Origin of the sequence: Gallaecimonas kandeliae, assembly GCF_030450055.1 — a bacterium.
Lineage (GTDB): Bacteria > Pseudomonadota > Gammaproteobacteria > Enterobacterales > Gallaecimonadaceae > Gallaecimonas > Gallaecimonas kandeliae.
In genome coordinates this window covers 3,592,269-3,617,955 of the sequence record NZ_CP118480.1, presented here as the reverse complement: position 1 = coordinate 3,617,955, position 25,687 = coordinate 3,592,269, and the positions used below count along the sequence as shown (strand labels likewise).

General features: G+C 64.9%; 24 protein-coding genes. 14 read left to right on the top strand and 10 right to left on the bottom strand.

All coding sequences use genetic code 11. The features are described from left to right. Positions 1-22: 22 nt before the first annotated feature. Positions 23-682, top strand: coding sequence for a cupin domain-containing protein (locus PVT67_RS17810; protein WP_301496086.1), 660 nt, complete (start codon positions 23-25; stop codon positions 680-682). Between the two features lie 63 nt (positions 683-745). Continuing rightward, complete coding sequence (locus PVT67_RS17805) at positions 746-1,762, top strand: diguanylate cyclase (protein ID WP_301496083.1); 1,017 nt, start codon at positions 746-748, stop codon at positions 1,760-1,762. A 42-nt stretch (positions 1,763-1,804) separates the two neighbouring features. Here the strand turns inward: PVT67_RS17805 and typA are convergent, their stop codons facing one another. Further along, positions 1,805-3,643: a translational GTPase TypA gene (gene typA / locus PVT67_RS17800; RefSeq protein ID WP_301496081.1), complete on the bottom strand. Its 1,839-nt coding sequence runs from the start codon at positions 3,641-3,643 to the stop codon at positions 1,805-1,807. A gap of 331 nt (positions 3,644-3,974) precedes the next feature. On the opposite strand from typA, the gene glnA reads away from it, so the two are divergent. From glnA to glnG, 4 genes are all read left to right on the top strand, one after another. Then, the gene (gene glnA, locus PVT67_RS17795) at positions 3,975-5,384 is read left to right on the top strand and encodes a glutamate--ammonia ligase (protein ID WP_301496079.1); all 1,410 of its coding nucleotides are present in this window, start codon (positions 3,975-3,977) and stop codon (positions 5,382-5,384) included. Positions 5,385-5,532: 148 nt separating this feature from the next. Further along, a complete protein-coding gene (locus PVT67_RS17790; RefSeq protein WP_301496076.1) occupies positions 5,533-6,072 on the top strand; it encodes a DUF4124 domain-containing protein in 540 nt (179 codons plus the stop codon). 94 nt (positions 6,073-6,166) lie between these two features. Beyond that, positions 6,167-7,192, top strand: a complete 1,026-nt coding sequence (gene glnL / locus PVT67_RS17785) for a nitrogen regulation protein NR(II) (RefSeq protein WP_419181022.1) — start codon at positions 6,167-6,169, stop codon at positions 7,190-7,192. Continuing rightward, complete coding sequence (gene glnG / locus PVT67_RS17780) at positions 7,192-8,556, top strand: nitrogen regulation protein NR(I) (RefSeq protein WP_301496074.1); 1,365 nt, start codon at positions 7,192-7,194, stop codon at positions 8,554-8,556. The genes glnL and glnG overlap by 1 nt, the downstream gene beginning before the upstream one ends. A 10-nt stretch (positions 8,557-8,566) precedes the next feature. Here the strand turns inward: glnG and PVT67_RS17775 are convergent, their stop codons facing one another. Together PVT67_RS17775 and PVT67_RS17770 are read right to left on the bottom strand one after the other, a co-directional pair. After that, on the bottom strand, positions 8,567-9,874 hold the full coding sequence (locus tag PVT67_RS17775) for a sensor histidine kinase (protein ID WP_301496071.1): 1,308 nt from the start codon (positions 9,872-9,874) through the stop codon (positions 8,567-8,569). Beyond that, entirely contained in the window at positions 9,864-11,207 is a 1,344-nt protein-coding gene (locus tag PVT67_RS17770) for a sigma-54-dependent transcriptional regulator (RefSeq protein WP_301496069.1), read from the bottom strand. The genes PVT67_RS17775 and PVT67_RS17770 overlap by 11 nt, the downstream gene beginning before the upstream one ends. 213 nt (positions 11,208-11,420) lie before the next feature. On the opposite strand from PVT67_RS17770, the gene PVT67_RS17765 reads away from it, so the two are divergent. From PVT67_RS17765 to PVT67_RS17745, 5 genes are read left to right on the top strand one after another with little or no spacing between them, the layout of a single operon-like run. Next, positions 11,421-12,671, top strand: a complete 1,251-nt coding sequence (locus tag PVT67_RS17765; RefSeq protein WP_301496067.1) for an efflux RND transporter periplasmic adaptor subunit — start codon at positions 11,421-11,423, stop codon at positions 12,669-12,671. 11 nt (positions 12,672-12,682) lie between these two features. Continuing rightward, the gene (locus PVT67_RS17760; protein WP_301496065.1) at positions 12,683-13,375 is read left to right on the top strand and encodes an ABC transporter ATP-binding protein; all 693 of its coding nucleotides are present in this window, start codon (positions 12,683-12,685) and stop codon (positions 13,373-13,375) included. Continuing rightward, positions 13,368-15,761, top strand: a complete 2,394-nt coding sequence (locus tag PVT67_RS17755; RefSeq protein ID WP_301496063.1) for an ABC transporter permease — start codon at positions 13,368-13,370, stop codon at positions 15,759-15,761. The genes PVT67_RS17760 and PVT67_RS17755 overlap by 8 nt, the downstream gene beginning before the upstream one ends. Positions 15,762-15,820: 59 nt before the next feature. Then, on the top strand, positions 15,821-16,489 hold the full coding sequence (locus tag PVT67_RS17750) for a response regulator (protein WP_301496061.1): 669 nt from the start codon (positions 15,821-15,823) through the stop codon (positions 16,487-16,489). Further along, positions 16,486-17,811: an ATP-binding protein gene (locus PVT67_RS17745; RefSeq protein ID WP_301496059.1), complete on the top strand. Its 1,326-nt coding sequence runs from the start codon at positions 16,486-16,488 to the stop codon at positions 17,809-17,811. Before PVT67_RS17750 ends, PVT67_RS17745 begins: the two co-directional genes overlap by 4 nt. Here PVT67_RS17745 and PVT67_RS17740 read toward each other — a convergent pair. After that, positions 17,796-18,701, bottom strand: a complete 906-nt coding sequence (locus tag PVT67_RS17740) for a cation diffusion facilitator family transporter (RefSeq protein WP_301496057.1) — start codon at positions 18,699-18,701, stop codon at positions 17,796-17,798. The two genes, PVT67_RS17745 and PVT67_RS17740, sit on opposite strands and share 16 nt — an antisense overlap. Next, positions 18,694-19,128 (bottom strand): Spy/CpxP family protein refolding chaperone, encoded by a 435-nt coding sequence (locus PVT67_RS17735; RefSeq protein ID WP_301496056.1) that lies wholly within the window; start codon positions 19,126-19,128, stop codon positions 18,694-18,696. Before PVT67_RS17735 ends, PVT67_RS17740 begins: the two co-directional genes overlap by 8 nt. A gap of 85 nt (positions 19,129-19,213) precedes the next feature. On the opposite strand from PVT67_RS17735, the gene trmL reads away from it, so the two are divergent. Continuing rightward, positions 19,214-19,678 (top strand): tRNA (uridine(34)/cytosine(34)/5-carboxymethylaminomethyluridine(34)-2'-O)-methyltransferase TrmL, encoded by a 465-nt coding sequence (gene trmL, locus PVT67_RS17730; RefSeq protein ID WP_301496054.1) that lies wholly within the window; start codon positions 19,214-19,216, stop codon positions 19,676-19,678. A 325-nt stretch (positions 19,679-20,003) separates the two neighbouring features. Here trmL and PVT67_RS17725 read toward each other — a convergent pair whose 3' ends face one another. The 5 genes from PVT67_RS17725 to PVT67_RS17705 form a co-directional block, all read right to left on the bottom strand. Beyond that, a complete protein-coding gene (locus PVT67_RS17725; protein WP_301496051.1) occupies positions 20,004-20,498 on the bottom strand; it encodes a hypothetical protein in 495 nt (164 codons plus the stop codon). A 123-nt stretch (positions 20,499-20,621) separates the two neighbouring features. Continuing rightward, positions 20,622-21,638, bottom strand: a complete 1,017-nt coding sequence (gpsA, locus tag PVT67_RS17720) for an NAD(P)H-dependent glycerol-3-phosphate dehydrogenase (protein ID WP_301496049.1) — start codon at positions 21,636-21,638, stop codon at positions 20,622-20,624. Between the two features lie 15 nt (positions 21,639-21,653). After that, the gene (secB, locus tag PVT67_RS17715; protein WP_301496046.1) at positions 21,654-22,145 is read right to left on the bottom strand and encodes a protein-export chaperone SecB; all 492 of its coding nucleotides are present in this window, start codon (positions 22,143-22,145) and stop codon (positions 21,654-21,656) included. A 36-nt stretch (positions 22,146-22,181) separates the two neighbouring features. Then, positions 22,182-22,457: a glutaredoxin 3 gene (grxC, locus tag PVT67_RS17710; RefSeq protein ID WP_301496044.1), complete on the bottom strand. Its 276-nt coding sequence runs from the start codon at positions 22,455-22,457 to the stop codon at positions 22,182-22,184. Positions 22,458-22,467: 10 nt separating this feature from the next. Further along, positions 22,468-22,899: a rhodanese-like domain-containing protein gene (locus tag PVT67_RS17705; RefSeq protein WP_301496042.1), complete on the bottom strand. Its 432-nt coding sequence runs from the start codon at positions 22,897-22,899 to the stop codon at positions 22,468-22,470. A gap of 141 nt (positions 22,900-23,040) precedes the next feature. On the opposite strand from PVT67_RS17705, the gene gpmM reads away from it, so the two are divergent. Next, entirely contained in the window at positions 23,041-24,567 is a 1,527-nt protein-coding gene (gpmM, locus tag PVT67_RS17700; RefSeq protein WP_301496040.1) for a 2,3-bisphosphoglycerate-independent phosphoglycerate mutase, read from the top strand. Then, the gene (locus PVT67_RS17695; RefSeq protein ID WP_301496038.1) at positions 24,564-25,682 is read left to right on the top strand and encodes a murein hydrolase activator EnvC family protein; all 1,119 of its coding nucleotides are present in this window, start codon (positions 24,564-24,566) and stop codon (positions 25,680-25,682) included. Before gpmM ends, PVT67_RS17695 begins: the two co-directional genes overlap by 4 nt. Positions 25,683-25,687 lie beyond the last annotated feature (5 nt).

Genomic DNA, 25,687 nt, shown 5'->3' with positions numbered 1-25,687 from the left:
TGGCCCACTGGAATGCCGCCACATGATCGCTCTGCCCTACAACCTGGACTTTACCCTGCCCGTGACGGTGGACAGCCATAAGGCCCCCTGGTTCGACAGCCCGGGGGGCGAGGTCAGCCGCTGCCCCCTGGAACGTGAGGCTGCCGAGCATGGCCATGTCACCAGCCTGGTCCGCTACAGCCCAGGGGCTCGCTTCCCGGCCCACAACCACCCCAGGGGCGAGGAGATACTGGTGTTGGAGGGCGTCTTTTCCGACGAAAGTGGCGACTATGGCCCCGGCACCTACCTGCGTAATCCCCCAGGCAGCCGCCATGCCCCCTTCAGCGAAAGCGGCTGCACCCTCTTCGTCAAGCTGGACCAGTTCCAGGACGGCGACGCCAGGCCCCTGGCCATAGACACCAGGCCCTGGCGCTGCGATCCCGGCCTGCCGGTGGAGCTGCCGCTGCACAGTTTCAAGGGCGAATACAGCGCCCTTGTCCGCCTCCAGCAGGGCGCCTCCGCCTGCCTGCCGGCCCTGGAGGGGCAGGTGGAGGCCCTGGTGCTGGCCGGGACCTTGCTGGACGCCAAGGGCCGCTACGGGCCCGGTACCTGGCTGCGGCGCCCTGCCTGGCACGCCTCCGAACTCAAGGTCGCGGGGGATACATTGCTCTTCATCAAGCGGGGGCATTTCCCGGCCCCCTGAACCGCTGGCGGATCCCCTTTTCCTTGCATAGGCTCAGAACATTCGGGCTGTGATGGGCGAAGCATGGCGGGTCAGGGCATAGGTATCGTCAGGCGTATCTACGGGCCCAGGGTCCTGGGCCTGGCCCTGGGTGGCCTATGCGTGGCGGCCGTGCTCTGGGAGCTGCCTACCCCCTGGTGGCTCTGGCTGTTGCTGGCCGCCAATGCCCTGCTCTGGCCCCATATCGCCTACTGGCGCGGCCTGCACCATCCCCATCCTTACCGGGCAGAGCAGCAGCACCTGCTGCTGGATGCGTTGCTGGGCGCCGCCTGGGTGCCGCTGATGGGCTTCAACGCCCTGCCCTCGGCGCTGATCCTGGTGATGCTGGGCATGGACAACGTCGCCATGGGCGGCCCCCGGCTCTTCCTCAAGGGCCTGGCCGGCCAGGCGCTGGTGGTCGCCCTCATGGTGGCGGCCGGGGCCTGGCATTGGCAGTGGCGCACCCAGCCGGAGCAGGTGCTCTGGTGCCTGCCCATGTTGGCCACCTACCCCTTGATGATCGGCGCCATCACCCATAGGTTGTCCCTGCGCTTAAGCCGCCAGCGCAAGGAGATCGAACACTTGAGTCACCTGGACGGCCTTTCCGGCCTCTACACCAAGAGCTACTGGGAGGAACTGGTGCGCCGGGAATTTCGCCGCAGTCAGCAGCTTGGGGTGCCGGCCAGCCTGGTGTTGTTGGACATAGACCACTTCAAGGCCATCAACGACAACTTCGGCCACCAGGTGGGAGACAGCTGTATCCAGCAGCTGGCGACCCTGATGGGCCTGCAACTGCGGCCCCAGGACAAACTGGGACGCTGGGGCGGCGAGGAATTCGGCCTGCTGCTGCCCGGCACCCCAGCTGACTCTGCGGTGCTGATCGCCGAGCGCATCCGCCACATGGTGGCAGATGTTTCCCGCGGCAATACCCCCATGACGGTGAGCGCCGGCGTGGCCAGCCTGGGCCCGGCCCTGGCCGATTACCGCGCCTGGATCGGGGAGGCGGACAGGCGCCTCTACAAGGCCAAGCAGACGGGCAGGGACAAGGTGGTGGCCACATAAAAAAACGGCGCCATCAGGCGCCGTTTTTCAAGGTCACAGGGCTCAGCTGCCGGAACGGGAGGCGCGTTTGCGGTCGTTCTCGGTCAGGTGGCGCTTACGGATACGGATGCTCTGGGGGGTGACTTCCACCAGCTCGTCGTCGTCGATGAATTCCATGGCGCGTTCCAGGGTCATCTTGATCGGCGGCACCAGGGTCAGGGCTTCGTCGGTACCGGCGGCACGCATGTTGGTGAGCTGCTTGCCCTTGAGGCAGTTGACGGTCAGGTCGTTGTCACGGCTGTGGATGCCGATCACCTGGCCTTCGTAAACCTCGGCGGCGTGGCCGATGAAGAGGCGGCCGCGCTCCTGCAGGTTGAACAGGGCGTAGGCCAGGGCCTTGCCGGTGGCGTTGGAGATCAGCACGCCGTTGTTGCGCTGGCCTATGTTGCCACCCTTGTGGGGACCGTAGTGGTCGAAGCTGTGGTACATCAGGCCGGTACCGGAGGTCATGGTCATGAAGTCGGTCTGGAAACCGATCAGGCCACGGGCCGGGATGATGAAGTCGATACGGACGCGGCCCTTGCCGTCGATGTCCATGTTGCGCAGCTCGGCTTTACGCAGGCCAAGGGCCTCCATGACGCCGCCCTGGGTCTGTTCTTCCACGTCCACGGTCAGGGTTTCGAAGGGCTCTTCCTTCTCGCCTGCCTCGTTGGTGCGCAGGATGACCTGGGGACGGGAAACGGCCAGCTCGAAGCCTTCACGGCGCATGTTCTCGATCAGCACGCCCAGGTGCAGTTCGCCGCGGCCGGAGACGCGGAAGGTATCCGGATCCTGGGTCTCTTCGACGCGCAGGGCCACGTTGTGCTTGAGCTCCTGGGTCAGGCGGTCGAGGATCTGGCGGGAGGTCACGAACTTGCCTTCCTTGCCGGCGAAGGGCGAGGTGTTGACGCAGAAGTTCATGGTGACGGTGGGCTCGTCCACGGTCAGGGCCGGCAGGGCCTCGAGGGCATTGACGTCACAGACGGTGTCGGAGATCTTCAGCTCGCCGAGGCCGGTGATGGCGACGATGTCGCCGGCGGTGGCTTCGGTGGTCTCGAAGCGGTCGAGGCCCATGTAGCCCAGCACCTGGCCGACCTTGCCGTTACGCTTGGTGCCGTCGGCGCCCAGTACGGTCACCTGCTGGCCGACCTTGACCTTGCCGCGCTTGATGCGGCCTATGCCGATAACGCCCACGTAGGAGCTGTAGTCCAGCTGGGAGATCTGCATCTGCAGGCCGCCGTCCAGGTCGACGTCCGGGGGGGAGACCTTCTCGACGACGGTCTCGAAGAGGGCGGTCATGTCGGCACCCACTTCGCTGTCGGACTTGCTGGCCCAGCCGTTAAGGGCAGAGGCGTAGACGATGGGGAAGTCCAGCTGCTCGTCGGTGGCACCCAGGTTGTCGAACAGGTCGAAGACCTGGTCGATGACCCAGTCGGGACGGGCGCCGGGCTTGTCGATCTTGTTGATGACCACGATCGGCTTGAGGCCTTGGGCGAAGGCCTTCTGGGTCACGAAACGGGTCTGGGGCATGGGGCCTTCCTGGGCGTCCACCAGCAGCAGCACCGAGTCGACCATGGACAGTACCCGCTCTACCTCGCCACCGAAGTCGGCGTGTCCGGGAGTGTCGACGATGTTGATGCGGAACTCTTCGCCAGCGGGGGAAGTCCAGCGGATGGCGGTGTTCTTGGCCAGAATGGTGATGCCGCGCTCACGCTCCTGGTCGTTGGAGTCCATCACACGCTCGGCCATCTCGCCACGGCTTTCCAGGGTGCCGGATTGGGACAGCAGCTTGTCTACCAGGGTGGTCTTGCCATGGTCGACGTGCGCGATGATCGCTACGTTACGAAGTTGTTGAATTTGCATAACTTTTCCAGGAGTGATGGGAGTGCACAGTAATGAGCACCGTTCTGGGATGAACAGGACCCCAGATGAAAAAATGGCCGCTATTGTACTCAAGCCACATGACTTTAACAGTACCCAGCGTAAACTGATTTCGGTACCTGTGATCTCGGTTTGCACCAACATGGTGCAAGTTGCGATCCGTCATGGTGCAAGTCCCGGGGCTATTGGCCGGGGGCTTTCTCATTTTGCTCTTAAAAAACAAGTAATTGGCAACTTGGCAAGGGATTTGTAGCAGAGAGGCCATCGATGCCCCAGCCAGGCGTCAACTACATCCAACCGGAGGCTTTTTTCCATGTCCGTTGAGCACATTCTCGATCTCATCAAAGAACACGAAGTGAAATTTGTCGACCTGCGTTTCACCGACACCAAGGGCAAGGAGCAGCACGTCTCCATCCCTCACCACCAGGTGGACGTGGATTTCCTGGAAGACGGCAAGATGTTTGACGGTTCCTCCATCGCCGGCTGGAAACACATCAACGACTCCGACATGGTGCTCAAGCCCGACCTGAACACCGCCGTCATGGACCCCTTCACCGAAGAGGCCACCCTGATCCTGCGCTGCGACATCCTCGAGCCCGCCACCATGCAGGGCTATGATCGCGACCCGCGCTCCGTGGCCAAGCGCGCCGAGGCCTACCTGAAGTCCACCGGCATCGCCGACACAGTGCTGTTCGGCCCCGAGCCGGAGTTCTTCATGTTCGACGACGTCCGTTTCGGCGCCGACATGTCCGGCTGCTTCTACAAGCTCGACTCCGACGAAGCCTCCTGGAACACCGGCCGTGAATACGAAGGCGGCAACAAGGGCCACCGCCCCATGACCAAGGGTGGTTACTTCCCGGTCGCCCCCGTCGACTCCGCCCAGGACATCCGTTCCGCCATGTGTATGGTGATGGAAGAGATGGGCCTGGTCGTTGAAGCCCACCACCATGAAGTGGCTACCGCCGGCCAGAACGAAGTGGCCACCCGCTTCAACACCCTGACCACCAAGGCCGACGAGATCCAGATCTACAAGTACGTGGTGCACAACGTCGCCCACGCCTACGGCAAGACAGCCACTTTCATGCCCAAGCCCATCGTCGGCGACAACGGCTCCGGCATGCACTGCCACCAGTCCCTGAGCAAAGATGGCAAGAACATCTTCGCTGGCGACAAGTACGGCGGCCTCTCCGAAGAAGCCCTCTACTACATCGGCGGTATCATCAAGCACGCCAAGGCCCTGAACGCCTTCTGTAACGGCTCCACCAACTCCTACAAGCGTCTGGTGCCCGGCTTCGAGGCCCCGGTCATGCTGGCCTACAGCGCCCGCAACCGCTCCGCTTCCATCCGCATCCCCCACGTGGCCAGCCCCAAAGCCCGCCGCATCGAGGTGCGCTTCCCCGACCCGACCGCCAACCCCTACCTGGCCTTCGCCGCCATGATGATGGCCGGCCTGGACGGTATCCAGAACAAGATCCACCCCGGCGACGCCATGGACAAGGACCTCTACGACCTGCCCGCCGAAGAAGCGGCCGAGATCCCCACCGTTGCCGCCAGCCTGGAAGAGGCCCTGTCCTGCCTGGACAGCGACCGTGAGTTCCTGACCCGCGGCGGCGTCTTCACCGACGAGGCCATCGACGCCTACATCGGCCTGAAGAAAGCCGAAGCCCAGCGTGTCGCCATGACCACTCACCCGGTGGAATTCGAGCTCTACTACAGCGTTTAACAACACCGACAATAGCTGCTTGCGTGTTGGGCCCGCCTTTATGGCGGGCTTTTTTGTGGCCGGGGCCGGCATACAAAATGTGCTTCTGCCATGGACAAAAAGCCCATCTGGGTTTTAGCTGGACTCAGATACCCGGAGGGAAAGGACCATGAGACCACTGCTTTGCCTGTTGTTGGCCATCGTTGCCGGCAGTCTGAGCGCCGCAGAGCCTGCCAAGATCTACAGCTGGAAGGACGAGAAGGGGGTTGTGCACTATTCGGACAAACCCCATGTCAACGCCAAGGAAGTGGTAGTGGAGGATTCACAGCAGTTCGCCATACCCAAGGCCAACCCCGACGTGCTCAAGCCGGAAGAGCCGGCCGCCACCGGCGTGCAGTGGGCCATCAGCATCGCCAGCCCGGGCGAGGAAGAGACGGTGCGGGACAACGAAGGCCGGCTGCAGGTGGACGTTCAGGTGGCCCCCGGCATGGAGCGGGGCCAGCGGGTGCAACCCTTCCTGGACGGCCAGCCCTTCGGCCCGGCCCGCACCATACCCGCCTTTGAACTCAAGGACATAGAGCGCGGAGAGCACAAGCTCAAGATCCAGCTCATCGACCATGACAACAAGATCCTCGCCGAGAGCAAGGAGCGCACCTTCTTCATGCACAAGGCCAGCGCCCTCAGCCCGGCCCGCAAGGGCGGCAACTGAGCCAAGGCGCCGCCCAAAGCCAGCAAAGAGCCCCCTAGCCAGGGGGCTTTTTTTTCCCTAAACTGGCTTTGCACCAAATTGGTGCAATCTGGAGGTGCCCTTGGATAAACAGCAGGTGCTGGACAACCTCACCACTGGGGTGGTGCTGGTGGACGAGCAATTGAGGGTCCGCTACCTCAACACCGCCACCGAATCCCTGTTGGGGGTCTCCCGGCTCAAGAGCCAGGGCCATCCCCTGGAGGAATTGCTGGGGGACAGGCTGACCCTGGGCCGCTTCCAGGAAACCCTGGACTCAGGCCAGGGTTTCATCGACGCCGACTGCGAACTGGGCCCTGTGCACGTGGAGCTGGCCGTGTCCATCCTCGACGGCGAGGCGCGCTTCCTCATCATAGAGCTGACTCCCATAGACCAGCTCAAGCGCCTCTCCCAGGACGCCTTCCACCAGGTCCAGCAGCAGGCCAGCCAGGAGATACTGCGCGGCCTGGCCCACGAGATCAAAAACCCCCTCGGCGGCCTGCGCGGCGCCGCCCAGCTGCTGGCCCTGGAGCTGACCGCCTCCCAGCGCGAATACACCGACCTCATCCTGGCCCAGGTGGACCGCCTCACCCAACTGGTGGACCGGCTGCTGGGCCCCAAGCAGGGCCCCCAGCGCAGCCCCGTCAACATCCACCAGATCCTGGAAAGGGTCCGCACTCTGGTCGGCCTGCAGAAGCCCGAAGGGGTCAAGCTGGTGCGGGACTACGACCCTTCGCTGCCGGACATGGCGCTGGACGTCGGCCAGATAGAGCAGGCGCTGCTCAACGTGGTGCAGAATGCCGTCCAGGCCCTGGGCAGCAGCGGCACCGTCATATTGCGCTCCCGGGTCGCCTCCGGGGTGACATTGCAGGGCAGCCGCCACCGCATGGTGGCCCGCATCGACATCGAGGACGACGGCCCAGGGGTGCCTGACAAGCTCAAGGACACCCTCTTCTATCCCCTGGTCACGGGCCGGGCCGATGGCTCAGGCATGGGCCTGGCCATAGCCCAGTCCCTGGTGGCCTTGCACGGTGGCCGCATCGAACTGGAGTCTCGGCCGGGCCGGACCCTCTTTTCCCTCTTCCTGCCCATGGAGGAAAGCTGATGAAAGTCTGGGTTCTCGACGACGACGCCGCCATCCGCTGGGTGCTGGAGCGGGCCCTAGGCCAGCAGAAGATGGAGGTGGTCACCTTCCTGGACGCCCGCAGCCTGCTGGACGCCCTGGCCCAGGATGAGCCAGACGTGCTGATAACGGACGTGCGGATGCCGGGCATGGACGGCATGGCCCTGACCGAGGCCCTGCAGCAGAGCCACCCCGGCCTGCCTGTGATCATCATGACGGCCCACTCGGACTTGGATACGGCCGTCAGCGCTTACCAGACCGGGGCCTTCGAATACCTGCCCAAGCCCTTCGACCTCGACGAAGTGGTGGCCCTGGTGCGCCGGGCCGCCGCCCACAAGCCGGCCCCCGAACCGGCCCAGGTGCAGCCGGCCAGCCTGCCGGAACTGGTGGGGGAGGCCCCGGCCATGCAGACGGTGTTCAGGGCCATAGGGCGGCTGTCCCGCTCCTCCGTGTCTGTGCTGATCAACGGCCAGAGCGGCACCGGCAAGGAGCTGGTGGCCCGCGCCCTGCACCGCCACAGCCCCCGCGCCAAGGGCGCCTTCGTGGCCATCAACATGGCCGCCATACCGGCGGAACTGATCGAATCCGAGCTGTTTGGCCATGAGAAGGGGGCCTTCACCGGCGCCGCCGGCCAGCGCCAGGGCCGCTTCGAACAGGCCGACGGCGGCAGCCTCTTTCTGGACGAGATAGGGGACATGCCCCTTTCCGCCCAGACCCGGCTGCTGCGGGTGCTCCAGGAGGGCCAGTTCTACCGGGTCGGCGGCGCCACGGCGGTCAAGGTGGACGTGCGCATCATCGCCGCCACCCACCAGGATCTGGAGAAGGGGGTCAGGGGCGGCCGCTTCCGTGAGGACCTCTTCCACCGCCTCAACGTCATCCGCATCCAGCTGCCGCCGCTCGCCGAGCGGCGCGAGGACATTCCCAAGCTGGCCGAATATTTCCTGGCCCGCATCGCCGCCGAGCTGCAGACCCCGGAGCGGCACCTGCACCCGGATACGGTGGAACGGCTGGTGAGCCTGCCTTGGCCGGGCAATGTGCGCCAGCTGGAGAACTGCTGCCGCTACCTGACGGTGATGGCCGCCGGCCAGGAGATCCTGCCGGCCGACCTGCCGGACGATCTGGATCCCAAGGCCGCGGCGTTGGACTGGGTGGAGGAACTCAAGGCCTGGGCCGACCAACTGCTCACGGCCGGCAACCAGGGGGTGGCGGGGGATGCCCAGAAGATGCTCGAAGAAGCCCTGATCGAAGTGGCCCTCAAGCATTCCAAGGGCCACAAGCAGGACGCCGCCAAGCGCCTGGGCTGGGGCCGCAACACCCTGACCCGTAAGCTGGCGGGGGACGCCTAATCGGGGATGCCTAGGCCGGGAAGGCCAGGCTGACGGCGAAGCCCCCCTCAGCCGGGCTCTCGGCCCGGATCTGGCCGCCGTGGGCCAGCATGATCTGCCTGGCCAGGCTCAGCCCCACCCCTGAGCCGCCGACCTTGGTGGTGAAGAAGGGCACGAACAGCTGCTTGAGGGCGCCAGGCGCCACCCCAGGGCCGTTGTCCGCCACCACCAGCCTGACCCTGCTGTCCTGATCCCGCCAGGCGCGGATCGCCAGCCTGGCCTTGGGTTGGCTGGCCAGGGCCTGGATGGCGTTGCGCACCAGGTTGATCAGCAGCTGCTCCAACTGGGCCCTGTCCCCCTCGACATTCAGCGCCGGCGCCAGCTCCAGGGCCAGCTCCAGCCCCGCCAGCTCCTCGCGGTGCAGCGCCAGCACCCCCTGCACCCAGTCCGCCACCGACAGCGGCGCCACCTTGGGCGGCGGCAGCCGGCTCAGCTGCTGGAAGTCGTCCACGAAACCGGCCAGGCCCCTGGCCCGGCGCCTGATGGTGGCCAGGGCTTCGCCGAGGTCCTGTCTGTCCTCGGCCTCCAGCTCGCCGTCCGCCACCAGCGCCTGGGCCGACTCGGCCAGGGAGGCGATGGGGGCCATGGAGTTGCGGATCTCGTGGGTCAGCACCTGCACCATCTGCAGCCAGGCTTGCTGCTGCTGCTGTTCCAGCTCGGGGGCTATGTTCTGCATCGTCACCAGTTGCAGTGCCTGACCCTGGATCAGGTTGCGGCTGACCTGCACCTTGAGCTGCTGTTCGCCCCAGTCCAACATGGCCTGGTCCTGGCTGCCGGCCTGCGCCAGGAAGCGGGCCAGGTTGTGGGCCTTTTCCGGCAGGGCGGCCAGGCTGGCCGGCACCGCCTGGCCCAGCAGGGCGCGAAAGGCCCTGTTGTGGCGTACCAGGGCGCCGTCCTCTGCCACCAGCAGCACCGCCGTGTCCAGCCGCTCCAGCACCGCCTCCAGGAACAGGGCCTGGCGTTCTTCCCGGTGCTGGCTCTGGCGCATCTGCTTGGCCAACTGGTCCAGGCGCTGCTGCACCAGGGGGTCGGCCAGGGCCGCCAGCTCCCCCGCCGGCAGGTCGCCGGCCAAGGCGGCCCGCAGCAGCTGGCCCTGGCGGTCCAGTTGCTGTTGCCCCTGCCGCCAGGCCAGCCAGCCGCAACCAAACGCCAGCAGCGCCAGCAGCAGGGGCGTGGCTCGGTAGGGGGTGCTGAGGGCCAGCCACAGGGCCAGGGTCACCAGGACGCCGGCCCCCAGCTGCAGGGCCAGCAGGCGCAGTGCCATGCGGTCAGAGGCCATGCTTTTCCAGCCGGCGGTAGAGGGCGGCGCGGGTCAGCCCAAGGGCCTTGGCGGCGTGGCTGATGTTGCCCTGGTGCTGGGCCAGGGCCTGCTCTATGGCCTGCTGCTCCAGCTGTCCCAGGTTGAGCTGAGCCTCCGCGGTTTCCTGTGCCTGCTCAGGGACCGGCGTCAGATCCAGCAACTTGCCGTCCAGGGGGCCGTCGCCGGAGAGGATCACCAGCCGTTCCAGGCAGTGCTGCAGCTCCCGCACGTTGCCGGGCCAGGGATGGGCCGAGAGCCTCGCCAGCAGATCCTGGGGCAGCGCCTGGCGCCGCCGCTGGTACCTGTCCTGGTAGTGGGCCAGGAAATGGGCCGCCAGCAGGGGGATGTCTTCGCGGCGCTCCCGCAGGGGCGGCAGCCTGATGGTGACGGTGTTGATGCGGTAGAGGAGATCCTGGCGGAAGTCGCCGGCCGCGACCCTGGCCTCCAGATCCTCGTTGGTGGCGCAGACGAGACGGATGTCGATATCCAGGGGTTGGCTGGCGCCAAGGGGCTGGATCTGGCGGTTCTGCAGGGCCGCCAGCAGCTTGCTCTGCTGGGCCAAAGGCAGGTTGCCCAGTTCGTCGAGGAAGAGGGTGCCGCTCTGGGCCTGCTGGAAGCGGCCGGGCCTGTCGGCCTTGGCGTCGGTGAAGGCGCCTTTCTTGTGGCCGAACAGCTCGGATTCGATGAGGCTCTCGGCCAGGGCGCCCATGTCCACCCCCACGAAAGGGGCTGCGCTGCGCCTGGATGCCTGGTGCAGGGCCCTGGCCACCAGCTCCTTGCCGGTGCCGCTCTCGCCGGTGATCAGCACGTTGGCGTCTGTGGGGGCTACCATGGCCAGGGTCGCCTGGACCTTGGCCATGGCCTGGCTCACGCCGATAAAGGCGGGGTCGGCTGCGGTCTTTGGCTTGGCCTGCTTAGCCTTGGCCATGGCCGCCGCCAGGGTGTCCAGCAGCCTGGCGTTGTCCCAGGGCTTGGTGACGAAGTCGGCGGCGCCGGCCTTCATGGCCTCCACCGCCAGTTCCAGCTCGCCGTAGGCCGTCATCATCACCACCTGGGTGTCGGGATGGCTGGCCAGGATCTGGCGCAGGTAATGGAGCCCTTCCTCGCCGCTGGCGGCATCGCGGCTGAAATTCATGTCCAGCAGCACCAGGGGGTAAGGGGCCTGGGCCATGAGCACCGGCAGCTGGCGCGGATCTGTGGTGGTCTGCACCCCGGCGTAGTGCTTCTTCAGCAGCAGCCGGGTGGCGGTCAAAATGTCCGGGTTGTCGTCCACCACCAGTATCTGGCCGGGGTCCTTGTCCATAGTGCTCATTCTCCTTCTTCCTGGCCTCATCATAAGCAAAAACCCTTTTAAATAAAGCGCTTGTAACTGTCCGATAACGGACAGTCGCACTGTTCGCCAGCGGACACTCATGGCGAACCTCAAGAGGATGTCTATCGCAAGCGTCTGTAAAACAATGAAATTTTAGTTGGCACGCTAATGGCAATGGGAAAGGCAGGACTTCTCGGACACAGGACAAGCAAGATGGACCAACAGCTCAGCCCCCGCCCCCAATGGCGCCGTTTCTGGCCCCTGGCCCTGCTGGCGCCCCTGGCCCTGGCCACCGCCTGGGCCATGACGGCCCAAGACCAGGGCAAGAGCCTGACCCTGGACAAGGCCGGGCTGCGCCTGGCCAAGGTGGAGCGGCGCACTTTGAGTGCCTCGGTACAGCTGCGCGGCCAGGTGCAGGCCAGGCGCACCATCTACCTGGACGCCATAGAGGGCGGTCGGGTGGAGAAACGCCTGGTGGAGGCCGGCACCCAGGTCAAGAAGGGCCAGCCCTTGGTGGAGCTGTCCAATTCGGCGTTGCAGCTGAGCGTCATCAGCCGCGAGGCGGACGTCTCGGAGCAGCTCAACAACCTGCGTAACACCCAGCTGAGCATGGAAACCGAGCGCCTCAACCTCAAGGGCCAACTGCTGGAGTTGGACCACCAGATAGCGACCCTGGAACGCCAGGTGAAGCAGCAGCAGGAGCTGAAGCGCAAGGCCTTCGTTTCCGACGATCTCTACCAACAGACCCAGGAATCCCTGGCCTACTACCGCCAGAAGCGGGAGCTGACGTTGGCCCGCCAGCAACAGAACGACGCCATTCGCCAGGTGCAGCTGGCGCAGCTGGAGGAGAGCAGCAAGCAGCTGCAAAGCAACCTGGCCGTGGCCCGCCAGAACCTGGAGAACCTCACCATAAAAGCGCCGGCCGACGGCTTCCTCAGCGTGCTGGAGGCCGAGCAGGGCGAATCCAAGGCCCCCGGCAGCCGCCTTGGCCAGCTGGATCTCACCGACGGTTTCAAGGTCAAGGCCCTGGTGGACGAGTACTACCTCAGTCAGGTGCAGCCCGGCATGAAGGCCCTGGCGAGCCAGGACGGCCAACCCCTGTCCCTGGTGGTGACCAAGGTCTCTGGCCGGGTGGAGAACAACCAGTTCGAAGTGGAGCTGGGTTTCGAAGGCGAGGCGCCAAAAGGGTTGCGCCTGGGCCAGTCCCTGAACCTGGAGCTGCGCCTGGAAGAGGCGCAGCGCCTGGCCCTGGCCATCCCCAAGGGCCCCTTCCTGCAGCAGACAGGCGGCAACTGGATCTTCACCCTGGACGACGACGGCCAGGGCGCCCACAGGGCCAACATAGTGCTGGGTAAGCGCAGCGGTGACTGGCTGGAAGTGAAATCCGGCCTGGCCGAAGGCGAGCAGGTGGTACTCAACGGTTACCAAAACCTCCAAGACACTGCAGTATTGCATTTCAACTAAGGACAGCAACCATGATCAAACTGGAAAACCTCAGCCGCGTCTTTCGCACCGAAAGTGTCCTGACCCAGGCCCTGAACGACATCAACCTGACCGTCAAACCCGGTGAATTCGTGGCCATCATGGGCCCCTCAGGCTGCGGCAAATCCACCCTGCTTAACACCCTGGGGATGCTGGACAGCCCCAGTGGCGGCCATTACTACTTCCAGGGCAAGGACATCGCCGGCTATGGCGAGAGCCAGTTGGCGGCCCTGCGCAAGGCCAAGCTGGGTTTCGTGTTCCAAAGCTTCAACCTGATCGACGAGCTGTCCGTGTTTGAGAACGTCGAGCTGCCGCTCCTGTACCAGAAGCTGCCAAGGGCCGAGCGCAAGGCCAGGGTGGAGGCCATGCTGGAGCGCATGAACATCAGCCACCGCCGCGACCACCTGCCCCAGCAGCTGTCTGGCGGCCAGCAGCAGCGGGTGGCGGTGGCCAGGGCCCTGGTGATAGAGCCGGCGCTGATCCTGGCCGACGAACCCACGGGCAACCTGGACTCGGTCAACGGTGAAGAAGTGATGGCCATGCTGGCCGAGCTGAACCGCCAGGGCGCCACCATCGTCATGGTGACCCACTCCGAAGAGCACGCTGCCTTCGGTACCCGCATATTGCGGCTGCGGGACGGCCAGATAGTGGCGGACCTGCCCAGCGAGGTGAAACGTTATGCTTAACAATTACCTGCGCACCGCCGCCCGGGCCCTGGCCAAGCAGAAGCTGCACCTGGGCCTGAACCTCTTCGGCCTCTCGGTGGGCCTGGCCGCCACCCTGCTGATCCTGCTCTGGGTCAGCCAGGAGCTGAGCTTCGACCGCATGCAGCCCAAGGCCGCCCAGACCTACAGGGTCAGCCAGGAATTCGTCGAGATGGGGGTATCTGTTCCGGTGATCTCCCCCGTCTTCGCCGACAAGCTGGTGGCCAATTTCCCCCAGGTGGCGGCGTCCACCCAACTGGGCCATATCCAGAGCCCCATGAACACCGTCACCCTGGGCACTGAGCCCTACAACCTTAACGGCTTTGTGGCGGCGGACCCGCGCCTGACCGACTTCTTCGCCTTCAACGCCCTGGAGGGCAGCCTGGCCGAGGTGCTGGCCAGCCCCAACAAGCTGGCCCTGTCCAGCCGCCAGGCCAAGCGGCTGTTCGGCCAGGCATCCCCCCTGGGGCGCCAACTGCTCTGGCAGGGCCAGCCCCTGACGGTGGCCGCCGTCTTCGCCGATCTGCCCGAGAACAGCCACCTGGGCGTGGACGCCGTTACCGGCCTGGCCTCGATGCGGGCCAGGGGCCTGGACAGCATGCTGGACAACCCGGCCATGAACTTCTCCTTCACCTACTTGAGGGTGCCGGATCCCAAGGCGGTGCCTGCCCTGGAGCAGGGCATCACCGACCTCATCAACGGCCTGGCCTATGACGGCCAGAAGATAGTGCGGGCCAAGCTGCGGCCCCTGACCGACATCCATCTCCATTCCCAGCAGCTGGTGGAGATGAAGACCAACGGTTCGGCCCAATCGGTGTGGATGGGCATGGGCCTGGCCGCCTTCATACTGCTGGTGGCCTGCTTCAACTTCATCAACCTGGCCACGGCCCGCTCCGGCCTGCGCGCCAAGGAAGTGGGGGTGCGCAAGGCCCTGGGCGCCAGCCGCGGCCAACTGGTGGCCCAGTTCCTCACCGAGTCTGTGCTGCTGACGGCCCTGGCTACCCTGCTGGCCTGCGTCTGGGTGGAGCTGTCGTTGCCGGCCTTCAACCAGATGATGAACAGCCAGCTGGTGCTGGATTACAGCGGCCCCTTGGGGCTGATGTTGCCGGCCCTGGTGCTGCTGGTGGGCCTCCTGGCCGGGGCCTACCCCGCCTTCTACCTGTCGGCCTTCAACCCGGCCAAGGTGCTCAGTGGCGACCTTATCCGCGGCCAGGGTTCCATCCGGCTGCGCAAGGGGCTGGTGTGGCTGCAGAGCGCCATCAGCATAGGGCTGCTGGTCTGCACCTGCGCCCTCTACACCCAGCTCCAGTACAACCAGAGCCGTCCCCTTGGCTATGGCAAGGACCAGGTGCTGGTGGCCAAGGATCTGCCGGCCAAACTGTACGAAATGGGGGACCGGCTGGCCGGCCAGTTGGACAAGGTGTCCGGGGTGCGCAACTGGACCATAGTCGACCATAACCCCACCGAAGGGCTGCGGATCTTCCGCACCGTCACCAGCAACGGCCAAAAGATGGAGTTCGTGGGCATGGTGGGGGCCGGTTTCGATCTGGTGAAGACCCTGGATCTCAAGCTGCTGGCCGGCCGCGACTTCGAGCGCCGCTTCCAAGGCGACTGGTACAACAAAGACAGCCACAGCCTGGCGGTGATCATCAACCGCCAGGCCAGCCTGCAGGCTGGCTTTGCCAGCCCGAGGGACGCATTGGGCCAGGACTGGCTGCTGGGCGACAACCAGCACGGCAAAGTGGTGGGCGTTGTGGAAAACCTCAAACTGGGGGCCAACACCGAGGCGGTCAAACCCATGTTCTTCGCCCTGGGGCTGACCAATTCGGTGTCGGTGGAGCTCTTGGCCCGCTTCGAAGACAGGAAGGTGCCGGCCCTGGTGGACAACCTGACTGTACAGCTGCAGCGGCTGCTGCCCGGGCAGGTGATCGACATCGGTTTCCTGGACAGCCAGTTCCAGGCCCTCTTCGACCAACAGCGCCGCCAGCAGCGTCTGCTGCTGTCCTTCAGCAGCCTGGCCATATTGCTGACCTGCGTCGGCCTCTTCGGCCTGGCCGCCTTCAGCTGTGAGCGCCGCACCAAGGAGATAGCGGTGCGCAAGGTGCTGGGGGCCTCGAGGGGTCAACTGGTGGCGCTGATCGGCAGGGAATTCCTGGCGCTGGTGCTGGCCGGCAGCCTGCTGGCCTGGCCCCTGTCCTGGTGGGCCATGAACGATTGGCTGGGCCATTTCGCCGAGCGCATCAGCCTGCAGCCCCTCTGGTTTCCCCTGGCGACGGCGGCCATGATGTTGCTTGCCGGCGCCACAGTGGCAGTGCTGGCGCTCAAGGCCGCCTCGGCCAAGCCGGCCCTGGCCCTGCGCTACGAATAAGGCGGGTAAAAATGCGTAAAGGGGCTTGGGTTGTCGCCGGGAGCCGTTAGGATGTGAGCATGACCAAGATCCTCATCATCGACGACGACACCAGCCTCTGCGAGCTGCTGGGCGACTACCTCAAGGGCAACGGCTTCGACGTGGCCCTGGCCCACGACGGCCCCAGCGGCCTGGCCCAGGCCCTGGGCGGCAGCCCCGATCTGGTGCTGCTGGACGTGATGCTGCCGGGGCTGGACGGCTTCGGGGTGCTCAAGGGCATCCGCCAGAAGAGCCAGGTGCCGGTGCTGATGCTGACCGCCCGCGGCGACGAGGTGGACAGGGTACTGGGCCTGGAGCTGGGGGCCGACGATTACGTGGCCAAGCCCTTTTCCCACCGCGAACTGGTGGCCCGCATCCAGGCCATATTGCGGCGCCTCAACCCCGTTACCCAGGCGGTGGGGGCCCTGGACCTGCAGCCGGAACGGCTGGAGGTGCGCTACCACGGCGCACTGCTGGATCTCACCGCCGCCGAGTTCCGGGTGCTGGCCGTGCTCTTCGAGCGCAGCGGCGAGGTGGTCAGTAAGGAAGACATCTGCCAGCAGGCCTTCGGCCGCCGGTTGCAGCCCTTCGACCGCCATATCGACATCCACGTATCCCATATCCGCAAGAAGATGGCCGACGTCAGCCCAGACCCGGTGATCCGCACCCTGCGCGGCGTCGGTTACCAGCTGATCACGGAGTCCCCATGAGGCTGCCCGGCCTCGGTTGGCTGACCGGTTTCGCCGGCCGCCTCTTCCTCTGGTTCTGGCTGGTGCTGACCCTGATGCTGCTGGCCAACGTCCAGCTGAGCCACCAGCTGCGCGACCGCGAGGAGCTGCGTCCCCCCGAACCCCCGGAAATGGCCGAGCTGGCCCAGGTGCGCGACCGTCTCGACCGCTTCGCCGACAGGCCCCTGCTGGCCCTGAAGCGGACCGAGATCAGCCGTTTCCTGATGTTGTTCGACCCGCAAAGCCTGCAGCCCCTGGAGCGCCGCCACAGGCCAGGGCATTGGCGGATCCCCGAACTGGTGGCCTCGGACCATATCCAGGTCTTGGAGCAGGGCCCTCTGCGTGCCATAGGCCCCTTCGAGATAGCGACCCGGGACGGCCCAGTGCTGGCTATCTGGATGATGCCGCCCAGGCCCATGGGCCCCTGGGAGCGCTTCTGGCAGGGACCCTCCTGGATCCGTTTCGCTACTTCCCTGCTGCTGGTGCTGGGCTTGAGCCTGGGGCTGGCGGCCTGGCTGGCCAAGCCGGTCAGGCAGCTGTCCATTGCCGCCAGGCGCCTGGGGGACGGCGACCTCAAGACCAGGGTCAAGCCCGGCAGCGGCGAGCTGGGCCAGCTGGGCCGCGATTTCAACGCCATGGCCGACAAGCTGGAGGCCTTGTTGGCTTCCCAGAAGCGGCTGCTGGCGGACGTGTCCCACGAACTGCGCTCACCCCTGACCCGGCTCAAGCTGGCGTCGGCGCTGATGGCCGAGCAGCAGGGGGAGCACAAGTACCTGGAGCGCATCGAGAAGGAGTGCGACACCCTGGAGCACCTCATCGATCAGGTGCTGACCCTCTCAAGGCTGGAGGCCACCCTCTACCAGGAGCCGCCGGAAGAAGGGGACATTGCCGAGCAGGTGGCGTCCAGCGTCCAGGACTGGCGCTTCCAGGCCCCTGACAAGGACATCACCCTGGCGGCGCCGGACAGCGCCGAGGCCCTGTTCAGGCCGCGCCTGCTGCAGCGGGTGCTGGACAACCTGCTGTCCAACGCCTGCCGTTACGGCAGCCATATAGCGGTGAGCCTGGCTCGGAAGGACAAGGGCTGGCTGCTGCGGGTGGAGGACGACGGCCCTGGCGTGCCAGAGGAGATGATGGACAAACTGTTCGAGCCCTTCTACCGGGGCGACCCGGCCAGGGGCCACCAGGGCAAGACGGGGCTGGGGCTGGCCATAGCCCTGGCGGCGGCCAGGGCCCAGGGCGGCGACCTCAAGGTGGGGCGTTCAAGCCTGGGAGGCCTGCGTTTCGAGCTTCAGCTGCCCGAGTGACGGCGGCGCCTCTTGCCGGGCGCCATGGACAGGGGGTCCTGGTGGATGATGACGTCCGCCCCTGGATAGGCCCGCTCCAATGATTTCTCCACTTCGTCGGCCACCCTGTGGGCCTCCATCAGTGACAGCTCGTCGGGCAACTCCAGGTGCATCTGGATGAACTTGGTGGGGCCGGCCTGGCGGGTGCGGATCTCGTGGGCGCCATGCACCATGGGGTGCTCACGGACTATGCGCAGTATGTCTTCCTTCTCTTCTTCCGGTAGTTCCCTGTCCAGCAATGTGTTGCCTGACTCTATGGCGATGCCCGCCGCCGACACCAGTATGTAGACGCCGATCACCAGGGCCAGGGCGCCATCGGCCCATTGATAGCCGTAGGCGGAGGCGCCCAGGGCCGCCAATACCCCGAGGTTCAGCAGCACGTCGGAGCGGTAGTGCAGGGCATCGGCCTTGACCACCTGGGAGCCGGTCTTCTTCACCACGTAGGCCTGGTAGCTGATCAGCATCACCGTCAGCACCAGGGCCAGCAGGGTGACGGTGATACCCACATCGGTCTGGGCCAGGGTCTTGGGATTGATCAGGCGGTCGGCGGCGTTGAAGATCAGCAGCACCGCCGAGCCGGCGATGAAGCCGGCCTGGGCTATGCCGGCCAGGGACTCGGCCTTGCCGTGGCCGAAGCGGTGTTCGTTATCCGCCGGCTGGGTGGCGTAGTGGGCCGCCAGCAGGTTGATGAGGGACGCGGACACGTCCATCAGGGAGTCGGTGAGGGAAGCCAGCATGCTGGCCGAACCCGTGAGGATCCAGGCCAGCAGCTTGCTGATGATGAGGAGGGTGGCGACAAAGGTGGAAGCCAGTGTCGCCTTCTTTACCAGGCGCTTGTATTGATCATTCATCTCGGTCGTGGCGGGAACGCTCTTTACGCATTTCGGCCAGTTTATCCTTCTGCTCCGCTGTTAGCACCTGCATAACGTCGTGGGCCAGCTTCATGTGGGCCAGTTCCATGTCGGCGTGCTCGGCGATCATGGCGCGGGCCTTGGTTTCATCGAAGGCCGGAGCCTCGATCAGCGCCTTCATCTCGTCCCGCTTGGCCTTCATCTGGTCGCGGCTGGGGCGCTTGCCCTTCTGGGCGTCCAGTAGGGCCTGGATCTGGTCCTTCTGGGCCTGGCTCAAGCCCAGCTTATCGGCGAAGTGGGGGCGGAGCAGCATCTGCGCCGGCATGGGGCCTTCCATGCGTGGGCCTCGGTCGTGTTCATGGGCCAGGGCGCCGGCGGACAGGGTCAGGGTGCCGGCCAGGGCCAGGGCGGTGAAAAGGCTTTTCATGGGGGTGTCTCCTGTGATTGACTTCGCTTCCAGATTAGCCAGCGCAATGCAAAGGGGCGTAAGGCCCGGGTAAAGAAGGGTAAAGATGCTCAACATCGTTTTGTTCCAACCGGAGATCCCCCCCAACACCGGCAACATCATCCGCCTCTGCGCCAACAACGGCTGCAAGCTGCACCTGGTCAAGCCTCTGGGATTCGTCTGGGACGACAAGCGCCTGCGCCGGGCTGGCCTGGACTATGACGAGTTCGCCGAAGTCGCCCAGCACGACAGCCTGGCCGCCTGCCTGGCGAGCCTCGGCAATCCCAGGGTCTTTGCCTGCACCACCAAGGGCAGCAGGCCCCACTCCGAGCCCAGTTACCAGGAAGGGGACGTGCTGCTGTTCGGCCCCGAGACCCGTGGCCTGCCCATGGACGTCATCGACAGCCTGCCGCCGGAGCAGCGCATCCGCATCCCCATGCAGGCGCAATCACGCAGCCTCAACCTCTCCAACGCCGTGGCCATCATCAGCTACGAAGCATTGCGCCAGCTGGGTTACCCGGGGTTGGGGTGAGCCCTGCTCAAGGCTGGATGATGGCCAAGGCCCCATTTCAGTGAGCTACGAAGCATTGCGCCAGCTGGGTTACCTGGGGCTGGGGTGAAGCCCTGCTCAAGGCTGGATGATGGCCGAGGCCCCATTTCAGTGAGCTACGAAGCATTGCGCCAGCTGGGGTATCCGGGGCTGGGGTGAAGCCCTGCTCAAGGCTGGATGATGGCCAAGGCTCCATTTCAGTTAGCTACGAAGCATTGCGCCAGCTGGGGTATCCGGGGTTGAGCTGAGCCTCAGCCAAGGAAAAGAAAACCGGCCATCTGGTCGGTTTGTTTTATCCACAGGAAGCCTAGTCGGCGCCGCCCAGGGCCAAGCTGATCGATACCAGGCTGGCGTAGGGTGTCAGGGCATCCTCCAATGACTGGCGGCTTACCAGCAGTTCCACCTGTCCTTTGGCGAAACTGACGTCGTCCGACAGGTCCTTGATGCCGGGGCTGGTTGGCAGCTGGCCAAGCAGCGGCTTGGCCAGCTTGATCCCATGCAAGGGCGAGGGCGCCAGTAGGGGTTCGAGGCGGCTGTTGTCGACCTTGCCGCTGGTGCTGAAGTAGTTGACGCTGTAGTTCTCCATCTCGCAGTTGCGTGACTCCACCACCGCCATGTCGGCGTCCTTATAGAGAACTATTGCCCGGATAAAAGGCTCTTCGCTGTCCTTGCGCAGGCCTTGTTGGTATTGGATGGAGGCGATGTCAGGGCCGCTGAAGTGGAGCTGGACAGGGGACAAGGTACAGGCTAAGGCTTGGGAGCCGGGCCACAGCATCAGCAGGAAAAGAAAAGGCCGTGTCATTTGCATCCTTGCATTTTATGGGGTGGTACATCGGCAGCCTAAGAGGCCTTTATCTAGGCCGGCAAAGGCATATCAGGTATCTGTGTTTGTTGAAAAAGAAAACCGGCCATCTGGCCGGCTTTTTTACTTAAGGGATTCGGATTTGCGTTCCCTTGAAAGCAGGTTGGCAGAGGCTTCCTTGGGGTCGCGCCCTTCATAGAGCACGGCGTAGATCTGCTCGGTGATGGGCATCTCCACTCCCAGGCGCCGGGACAGCTCATAGACTTCCTTGGCGTTGCGGTAGCCTTCCACCACCTGGCCTATCTCGGCCATGGCCTGCTCGGCGCTCTTGCCCTGGCCCAGGGCCAGGCCGAAGCGGCGGTTGCGGGACTGGTTGTCGGTGCAGGTCAGCACCAGGTCGCCCAGGCCCGACATGCCCATGAAGGTGGCCGGATCGGCCCCCAGGGCGGCGCCCAGGCGGGACAGTTCCACCAGGCCACGGGTGATGAGGGCGGTGCGGGCATTGGCGCCGAAACCCAGGCCGTCGGCCATGCCGGCGCCGATGGCGATGACGTTCTTGACCGCGCCACCCAGCTGCACGCCGATGAAGTCCGGGTTGGCGTAGGTGCGCAGCCGCTTTTCGCAGTGCAGCAGATCGGCCAGCCGGTGCATGAAGTCTTCATCCGTGCTGGAGATGGAGATGGCCGTGGGCAGGCCTGCGGCCAGCTCCTTGGCGAAGGTGGGGCCGGAGATCACGGCCAGGGGGATGCTATCTCCCAGCACTTCGCGGGCCGCGTCCTGCAGCAGCCGGCCCGTGTCGGGCTCCAGGCCCTTGGTGGCCCAGGCCACCCTGGCATCGCTGCGCAGGTAGGGTTTCATCTGGGTCAGCACGTCGTCGAAGGCGTGAGAGGGGACCACCACCAAGATGTCGCGGCAGCTGGATACGGCCTTGGCCAGATCCGGCTCCATTTCCAGGCTGTCCGGGAAGGGGATGCCGGGCAGGTAACGGCGGTTCTGCCTTTCACTGGCAAGATCCGCCAGGTGGGCGCTGTTATGCCCCCACAGCAGAATACGGTTGCCATTGCGTGCCAGAGAAATGGCGAGGGCGGTGCCATAAGACCCCGCCCCCAATACGCAAATGGCCGGTTGTGCGGCTGTCATGCGTTTTTCTCAGGCTTAGGCCTGGGCCTCCTCGGAGGCACCCTCGGCCTGTTGGGCCTGGGCGGCGCGCTGCTGCACGTACTGGGCGAACAGGGCGTCGAAGTTGACCGGAGCCAGGTTCAGCGGCGGGAAGGTACCGCGGTTGACCAGGTTGGATACGGCTTCACGGGCATAGGGGAACAGGATGTTGGGAGCGAAGGAACCCAGGGTGTGGGCCAGCTGGGCTTCGGCCATGTTGGCGATGGTGAAGATACCGGCTTGCTGCACTTCGCACAGGAAGGCGGTTTCGCCTTCGATGCTGGTGGTGACGGTCAGGGCCAGAACCACTTCAAAGACATCGTCGGCCAGCTTGTTGGAGCGGGTGTCGAGGTCCAGCTTCACTTCCGGCTTCCACTCTTTCTGGAAAACGGCGGGGGAGTTGGGGGTCTCGAAGGAGATGTCCTTGGTGTAGATACGCTGGATCTGGAATTCGGGGGCCTGTTGGGCGTTGTTCAGTTCTTCAGACATGATTAGAAACCTGTGTGTGTAAAAATGTCGTTTTCGTTATCTTGCGTCGGCGGCGGCACCCAGCAGGGCGTCCAATTGGCCGGAGGCATCCAGGGCCTGGAGGTCGGTGCAACCACCGATCAGTTGGCCGTCGATGAAGATCTGCGGGACCGTGTAGCTCTGGCCGCCGGTCAGGTCCAGCATGTGCTGGCGACGCTCGGCGTCCTTGTCGTTGCAGACTTCTTTGAACAGCTGCCCTTTCTCGTTCAGCAAGGCTTTGGCCCGTACACAGTAGGGGCAACCGGTTTTGGTGTAAATAACGATGTCGGCCATTAAAGACTCCTTAACCTTTTACGGGCATGCCGGCATCTCGCCAGCCCTGAATGCCGCCACTCAGTACAAACAACGACGTGAAGCCGGCCTTGCTGAGCTGATTTGCAACGGCCTGGGCGCTGTGTCCCATGTCGCATACCAGGATAATGGGGGCGTCTTTGTGCTTTTCAAGGCGAGATGTTTCACCTTTTAACAATTCGTCCTTGGCGACGTTCATGGCGCCGGCGATATGGCCCTTCTTGAAGTCGGCCTGGGCGCGGATATCCAGCACCAGGGTGCTGTCCTGGTTGATCAGGAACACCGCCTGTTGTGGCTTGATTTTCTTGACCTTGGAGAGGGCGCCCTGCACCAGGGACATCAGCAGCGCCGCGAAGACCACCACCCAGAGGGCAGACAGCATCAGGTGGTTGGAAACGAAGGTCGTCAATTCTGACAGGTTCATCAAGGCCTATCCTCGGAATTTGGGGGCCTTGAGTATACCTTTGTGCCCTTCCAATGCCAGTCCCGGCGGCTGGTTTGTGATGGGTCTTTATGTTTAAACTAGGCGGGATCTTTAGGCTTAGAGCGCGATGTGGGTGATGTGATGGCTAAGAAACCGCTTGTTCTGATCATTCTGGATGGTTGGGGTTACCGCGAAGATCCGGATAACAACGCCATACTGGCGGCCAACACCCCCAACATGGACAGGCTCTGGGCCGAAAAACCCCATTCGCTGATCTCCGGCTCCGGCCTGGACGTGGGCCTGCCCGCCGGCCAGATGGGCAACTCCGAAGTGGGCCACGTCAACCTGGGCGCCGGCCGCGTCGTCTACCAGGAGCTGACCCGCATCGGCAAAGCCATAGACGACGGCGACTTCTTCGAGAACCCGGCCCTTTGCGGCGCCGTGGACAAGGCGGTGGCGGCCGGCAAGGCCGTGCATATCATGGGCCTGATGTCCCCCGGCGGCGTCCACAGCCACGAAGACCATATCCTGGCCATGATGGAGCTGGCGGCCCGCCGCGGCGCCGAGCACATCTACCTGCACGCCTTCCTGGACGGCCGCGACACCCCGCCGCGCAGCGCCAAGGCGTCCCTGGAAAAGGCCGACGCCAAGTTTGCCGCCCTGGGCAAGGGCCGCATCGCCAGCCTGGTGGGCCGCTACTACGCCATGGACCGTGACAACCGCTGGGACCGCGTCCAGGCCGCCTATGATCTCCTGACTCAAGGCAAGGCAAACTTTGCCGCCGCCAGCGCCGTGGCCGGCCTTGAGGCCGCCTATGAGCGCGGCGAGAACGACGAGTTCGTCAAGACCACCGCCATAGGCCAGCCCGTGGCCATGGCAGACGGCGACGCCGTCATCTTCATGAACTTCCGCGCCGACCGCGCCCGCCAGCTGAGCCGTGCCTTCGTGGACGACGGCTTCACCGGCTTCGAGCGCGCCAAGCGCCCGGCCTTATCCGATTTCGTGATGCTGACCCAGTACGCCGCCGACATCGCAACCAGCTGCGCCTACCCGCCCGAGTCCCTCACCAACACCCTCGGCGAGTGGCTGGCCAAGCACGACAAGACCCAGCTGCGCATCTCCGAGACCGAGAAGTACGCCCACGTCACCTTCTTCTTCAACGGCGGCGTCGAGCAGACCTTCCCCGGTGAGGACCGCATCCTGGTGCCCTCGCCCCAGGTGGCCACCTACGACCTGCAGCCCGAGATGAACTCCACCGAGTTGACCGACAAGCTGGTGGGCGCCATCGAGTCCGGCGACTATGACGTCATCGTCTGCAACTACCCCAACGGCGACATGGTCGGCCACACCGGCGTTTTCGAGGCCGCCGTCAAGGCCGTCGAGGCGGTGGACCACTGCATTGGCCGGGTCACCCAGGCCCTGGCCAAGGTGGGCGGTGAGTGCCTGATCACGGCCGACCACGGCAATGCCGAGCAGATGGTCGACCACGACTCTGGCCAGCCCCACACGGCCCACACTTCGGATCCTGTGCCCCTCATCTACTTCGGCCGTCCGGCCAAGGCGGTGGAAGGCGGGGTGCTGTCCGACCTGGCTCCCACCATGCTGACCCTGATGGGGATGCCCATCCCCGCCGAAATGACCGGCAAGCCGCTGTTCATCACTGAATGAGGTTGAAGGTCCGGCATCTGCTGACCCTGGCGGCCCTGATGGCCGCCAGCTGCTGCTGGGCCGCCGGCGACAAGGACAAACTCAAGGCCGTCGACAGCCAGATCAACCAGGCCCGTGCGGCGCTGGCCAAACAGAAGGCCGAGCGCGACCGGCTCCAGGGCGCCCTCAAGGCCATCGACCTGGAGGTGGGCAAGCTCAGCCGCGATCTCAGCGACCTGCAAGGCCAGCAGGCCGACCAGCAGCAGCGCCGCCAGGCCCTGCAGCAGAAGCTGGACCAGCTCCAGGAGCGCTCCAAGGCCCAGCAGGCGCTGCTGGTCAAGCAGCTGCGGGCCGCCTATGCCACGGGCCAGGACGACTACCTCAAGATGTTGCTCAACCTCCAGTCCCTGGCGGACATGGAGCGGATGATGGGCTACTACCAATACCTCAATGGCGCCCGCCTGGACGAACTCAAGCAGATCAAGGCTACCCGCAGCGAGCTGGAGAGCACCAAGGCCGACCTGGACCAGTCCCTGGCCAAACTCGACGCCCTGGGCCAGCAGATCCAGGAGCGCCAAGCCAGCCTCGGCAGCCAGCAGGCCAAACAGAAGGCCACAGTCGACAAGCTCAACCAGCAGATCCGCAGCCAATCCAGCCAGTTGGAGCAGATGCTGGCCAACCGTGACGCCCTCGACAAGCTGGTCAAGGAAGCGGAGCGCCAGGCCAAGATCCAGGCCGGCCAGCAGAGCCTCAAGGGCCGTGAAGGCCAGCTGGCCTGGCCGGTCAAGGGCAGCGTCCAGGCCCTGTTCGGCAAGCGCCGCGCCGCCGGTATCGACTGGAAAGGGGTCATCATCAACGCCCCCGGGGGCAGCAAGGTCAGGGCCCTGGCCGGCGGCACCGTCGTCTACGCCGACTGGGTGCGGGGCTTCGGCCTCTTGATGGTGGTGCAGCACAAGGACGGTTACATGAGCCTCTACGGCCAGAACCAGGCCCTGCTCAAGGGGGTCGGCGACCCAGTGGCGGCCGGCGAACCCATAGCCCTGGTGGGCAACTCCGGGGGCCAGAACGAGCCTGGGCTATATTTCGAAATACGCCATGAAGGCCAGGCTGTAAATCCGGCGCGTTGGTGCCGCTAACAAGG

Excerpts from the sequence above, each read along its gene's own strand:
- PVT67_RS17775 (WP_301496071.1), bottom strand. The coding sequence starts at position 9,874 with ATGGCCTCTGACCGCATGGCACTGCGCCTGCTGGCCCTGCAGCTGGGG.
- gpmM (WP_301496040.1), top strand. The coding sequence starts at position 23,041 with ATGGCTAAGAAACCGCTTGTTCTGATCATTCTGGATGGTTGGGGTTAC.
- PVT67_RS17765 (WP_301496067.1), top strand. The coding sequence starts at position 11,421 with ATGGACCAACAGCTCAGCCCCCGCCCCCAATGGCGCCGTTTCTGGCCC.
- PVT67_RS17745 (WP_301496059.1), top strand. The coding sequence starts at position 16,486 with ATGAGGCTGCCCGGCCTCGGTTGGCTGACCGGTTTCGCCGGCCGCCTC.
- glnG (WP_301496074.1), top strand. The coding sequence starts at position 7,192 with ATGAAAGTCTGGGTTCTCGACGACGACGCCGCCATCCGCTGGGTGCTG.
- PVT67_RS17750 (WP_301496061.1), top strand. The coding sequence starts at position 15,821 with ATGACCAAGATCCTCATCATCGACGACGACACCAGCCTCTGCGAGCTG.
- PVT67_RS17695 (WP_301496038.1), top strand. The coding sequence starts at position 24,564 with ATGAGGTTGAAGGTCCGGCATCTGCTGACCCTGGCGGCCCTGATGGCC.
- PVT67_RS17740 (WP_301496057.1), bottom strand. The coding sequence starts at position 18,701 with ATGAATGATCAATACAAGCGCCTGGTAAAGAAGGCGACACTGGCTTCC.
- PVT67_RS17735 (WP_301496056.1), bottom strand. The coding sequence starts at position 19,128 with ATGAAAAGCCTTTTCACCGCCCTGGCCCTGGCCGGCACCCTGACCCTG.
- PVT67_RS17725 (WP_301496051.1), bottom strand. The coding sequence starts at position 20,498 with ATGACACGGCCTTTTCTTTTCCTGCTGATGCTGTGGCCCGGCTCCCAA.
- PVT67_RS17760 (WP_301496065.1), top strand. The coding sequence starts at position 12,683 with ATGATCAAACTGGAAAACCTCAGCCGCGTCTTTCGCACCGAAAGTGTC.
- typA (WP_301496081.1), bottom strand. The coding sequence starts at position 3,643 with ATGCAAATTCAACAACTTCGTAACGTAGCGATCATCGCGCACGTCGAC.
- gpsA (WP_301496049.1), bottom strand. The coding sequence starts at position 21,638 with ATGACAGCCGCACAACCGGCCATTTGCGTATTGGGGGCGGGGTCTTAT.
- grxC (WP_301496044.1), bottom strand. The coding sequence starts at position 22,457 with ATGGCCGACATCGTTATTTACACCAAAACCGGTTGCCCCTACTGTGTA.
- PVT67_RS17755 (WP_301496063.1), top strand. The coding sequence starts at position 13,368 with ATGCTTAACAATTACCTGCGCACCGCCGCCCGGGCCCTGGCCAAGCAG.
- PVT67_RS17770 (WP_301496069.1), bottom strand. The coding sequence starts at position 11,207 with ATGAGCACTATGGACAAGGACCCCGGCCAGATACTGGTGGTGGACGAC.
- glnA (WP_301496079.1), top strand. The coding sequence starts at position 3,975 with ATGTCCGTTGAGCACATTCTCGATCTCATCAAAGAACACGAAGTGAAA.
- PVT67_RS17810 (WP_301496086.1), top strand. The coding sequence starts at position 23 with ATGATCGCTCTGCCCTACAACCTGGACTTTACCCTGCCCGTGACGGTG.
- PVT67_RS17790 (WP_301496076.1), top strand. The coding sequence starts at position 5,533 with ATGAGACCACTGCTTTGCCTGTTGTTGGCCATCGTTGCCGGCAGTCTG.
- PVT67_RS17805 (WP_301496083.1), top strand. The coding sequence starts at position 746 with ATGGCGGGTCAGGGCATAGGTATCGTCAGGCGTATCTACGGGCCCAGG.
- PVT67_RS17705 (WP_301496042.1), bottom strand. The coding sequence starts at position 22,899 with ATGAACCTGTCAGAATTGACGACCTTCGTTTCCAACCACCTGATGCTG.
- secB (WP_301496046.1), bottom strand. The coding sequence starts at position 22,145 with ATGTCTGAAGAACTGAACAACGCCCAACAGGCCCCCGAATTCCAGATC.
- trmL (WP_301496054.1), top strand. The coding sequence starts at position 19,214 with ATGCTCAACATCGTTTTGTTCCAACCGGAGATCCCCCCCAACACCGGC.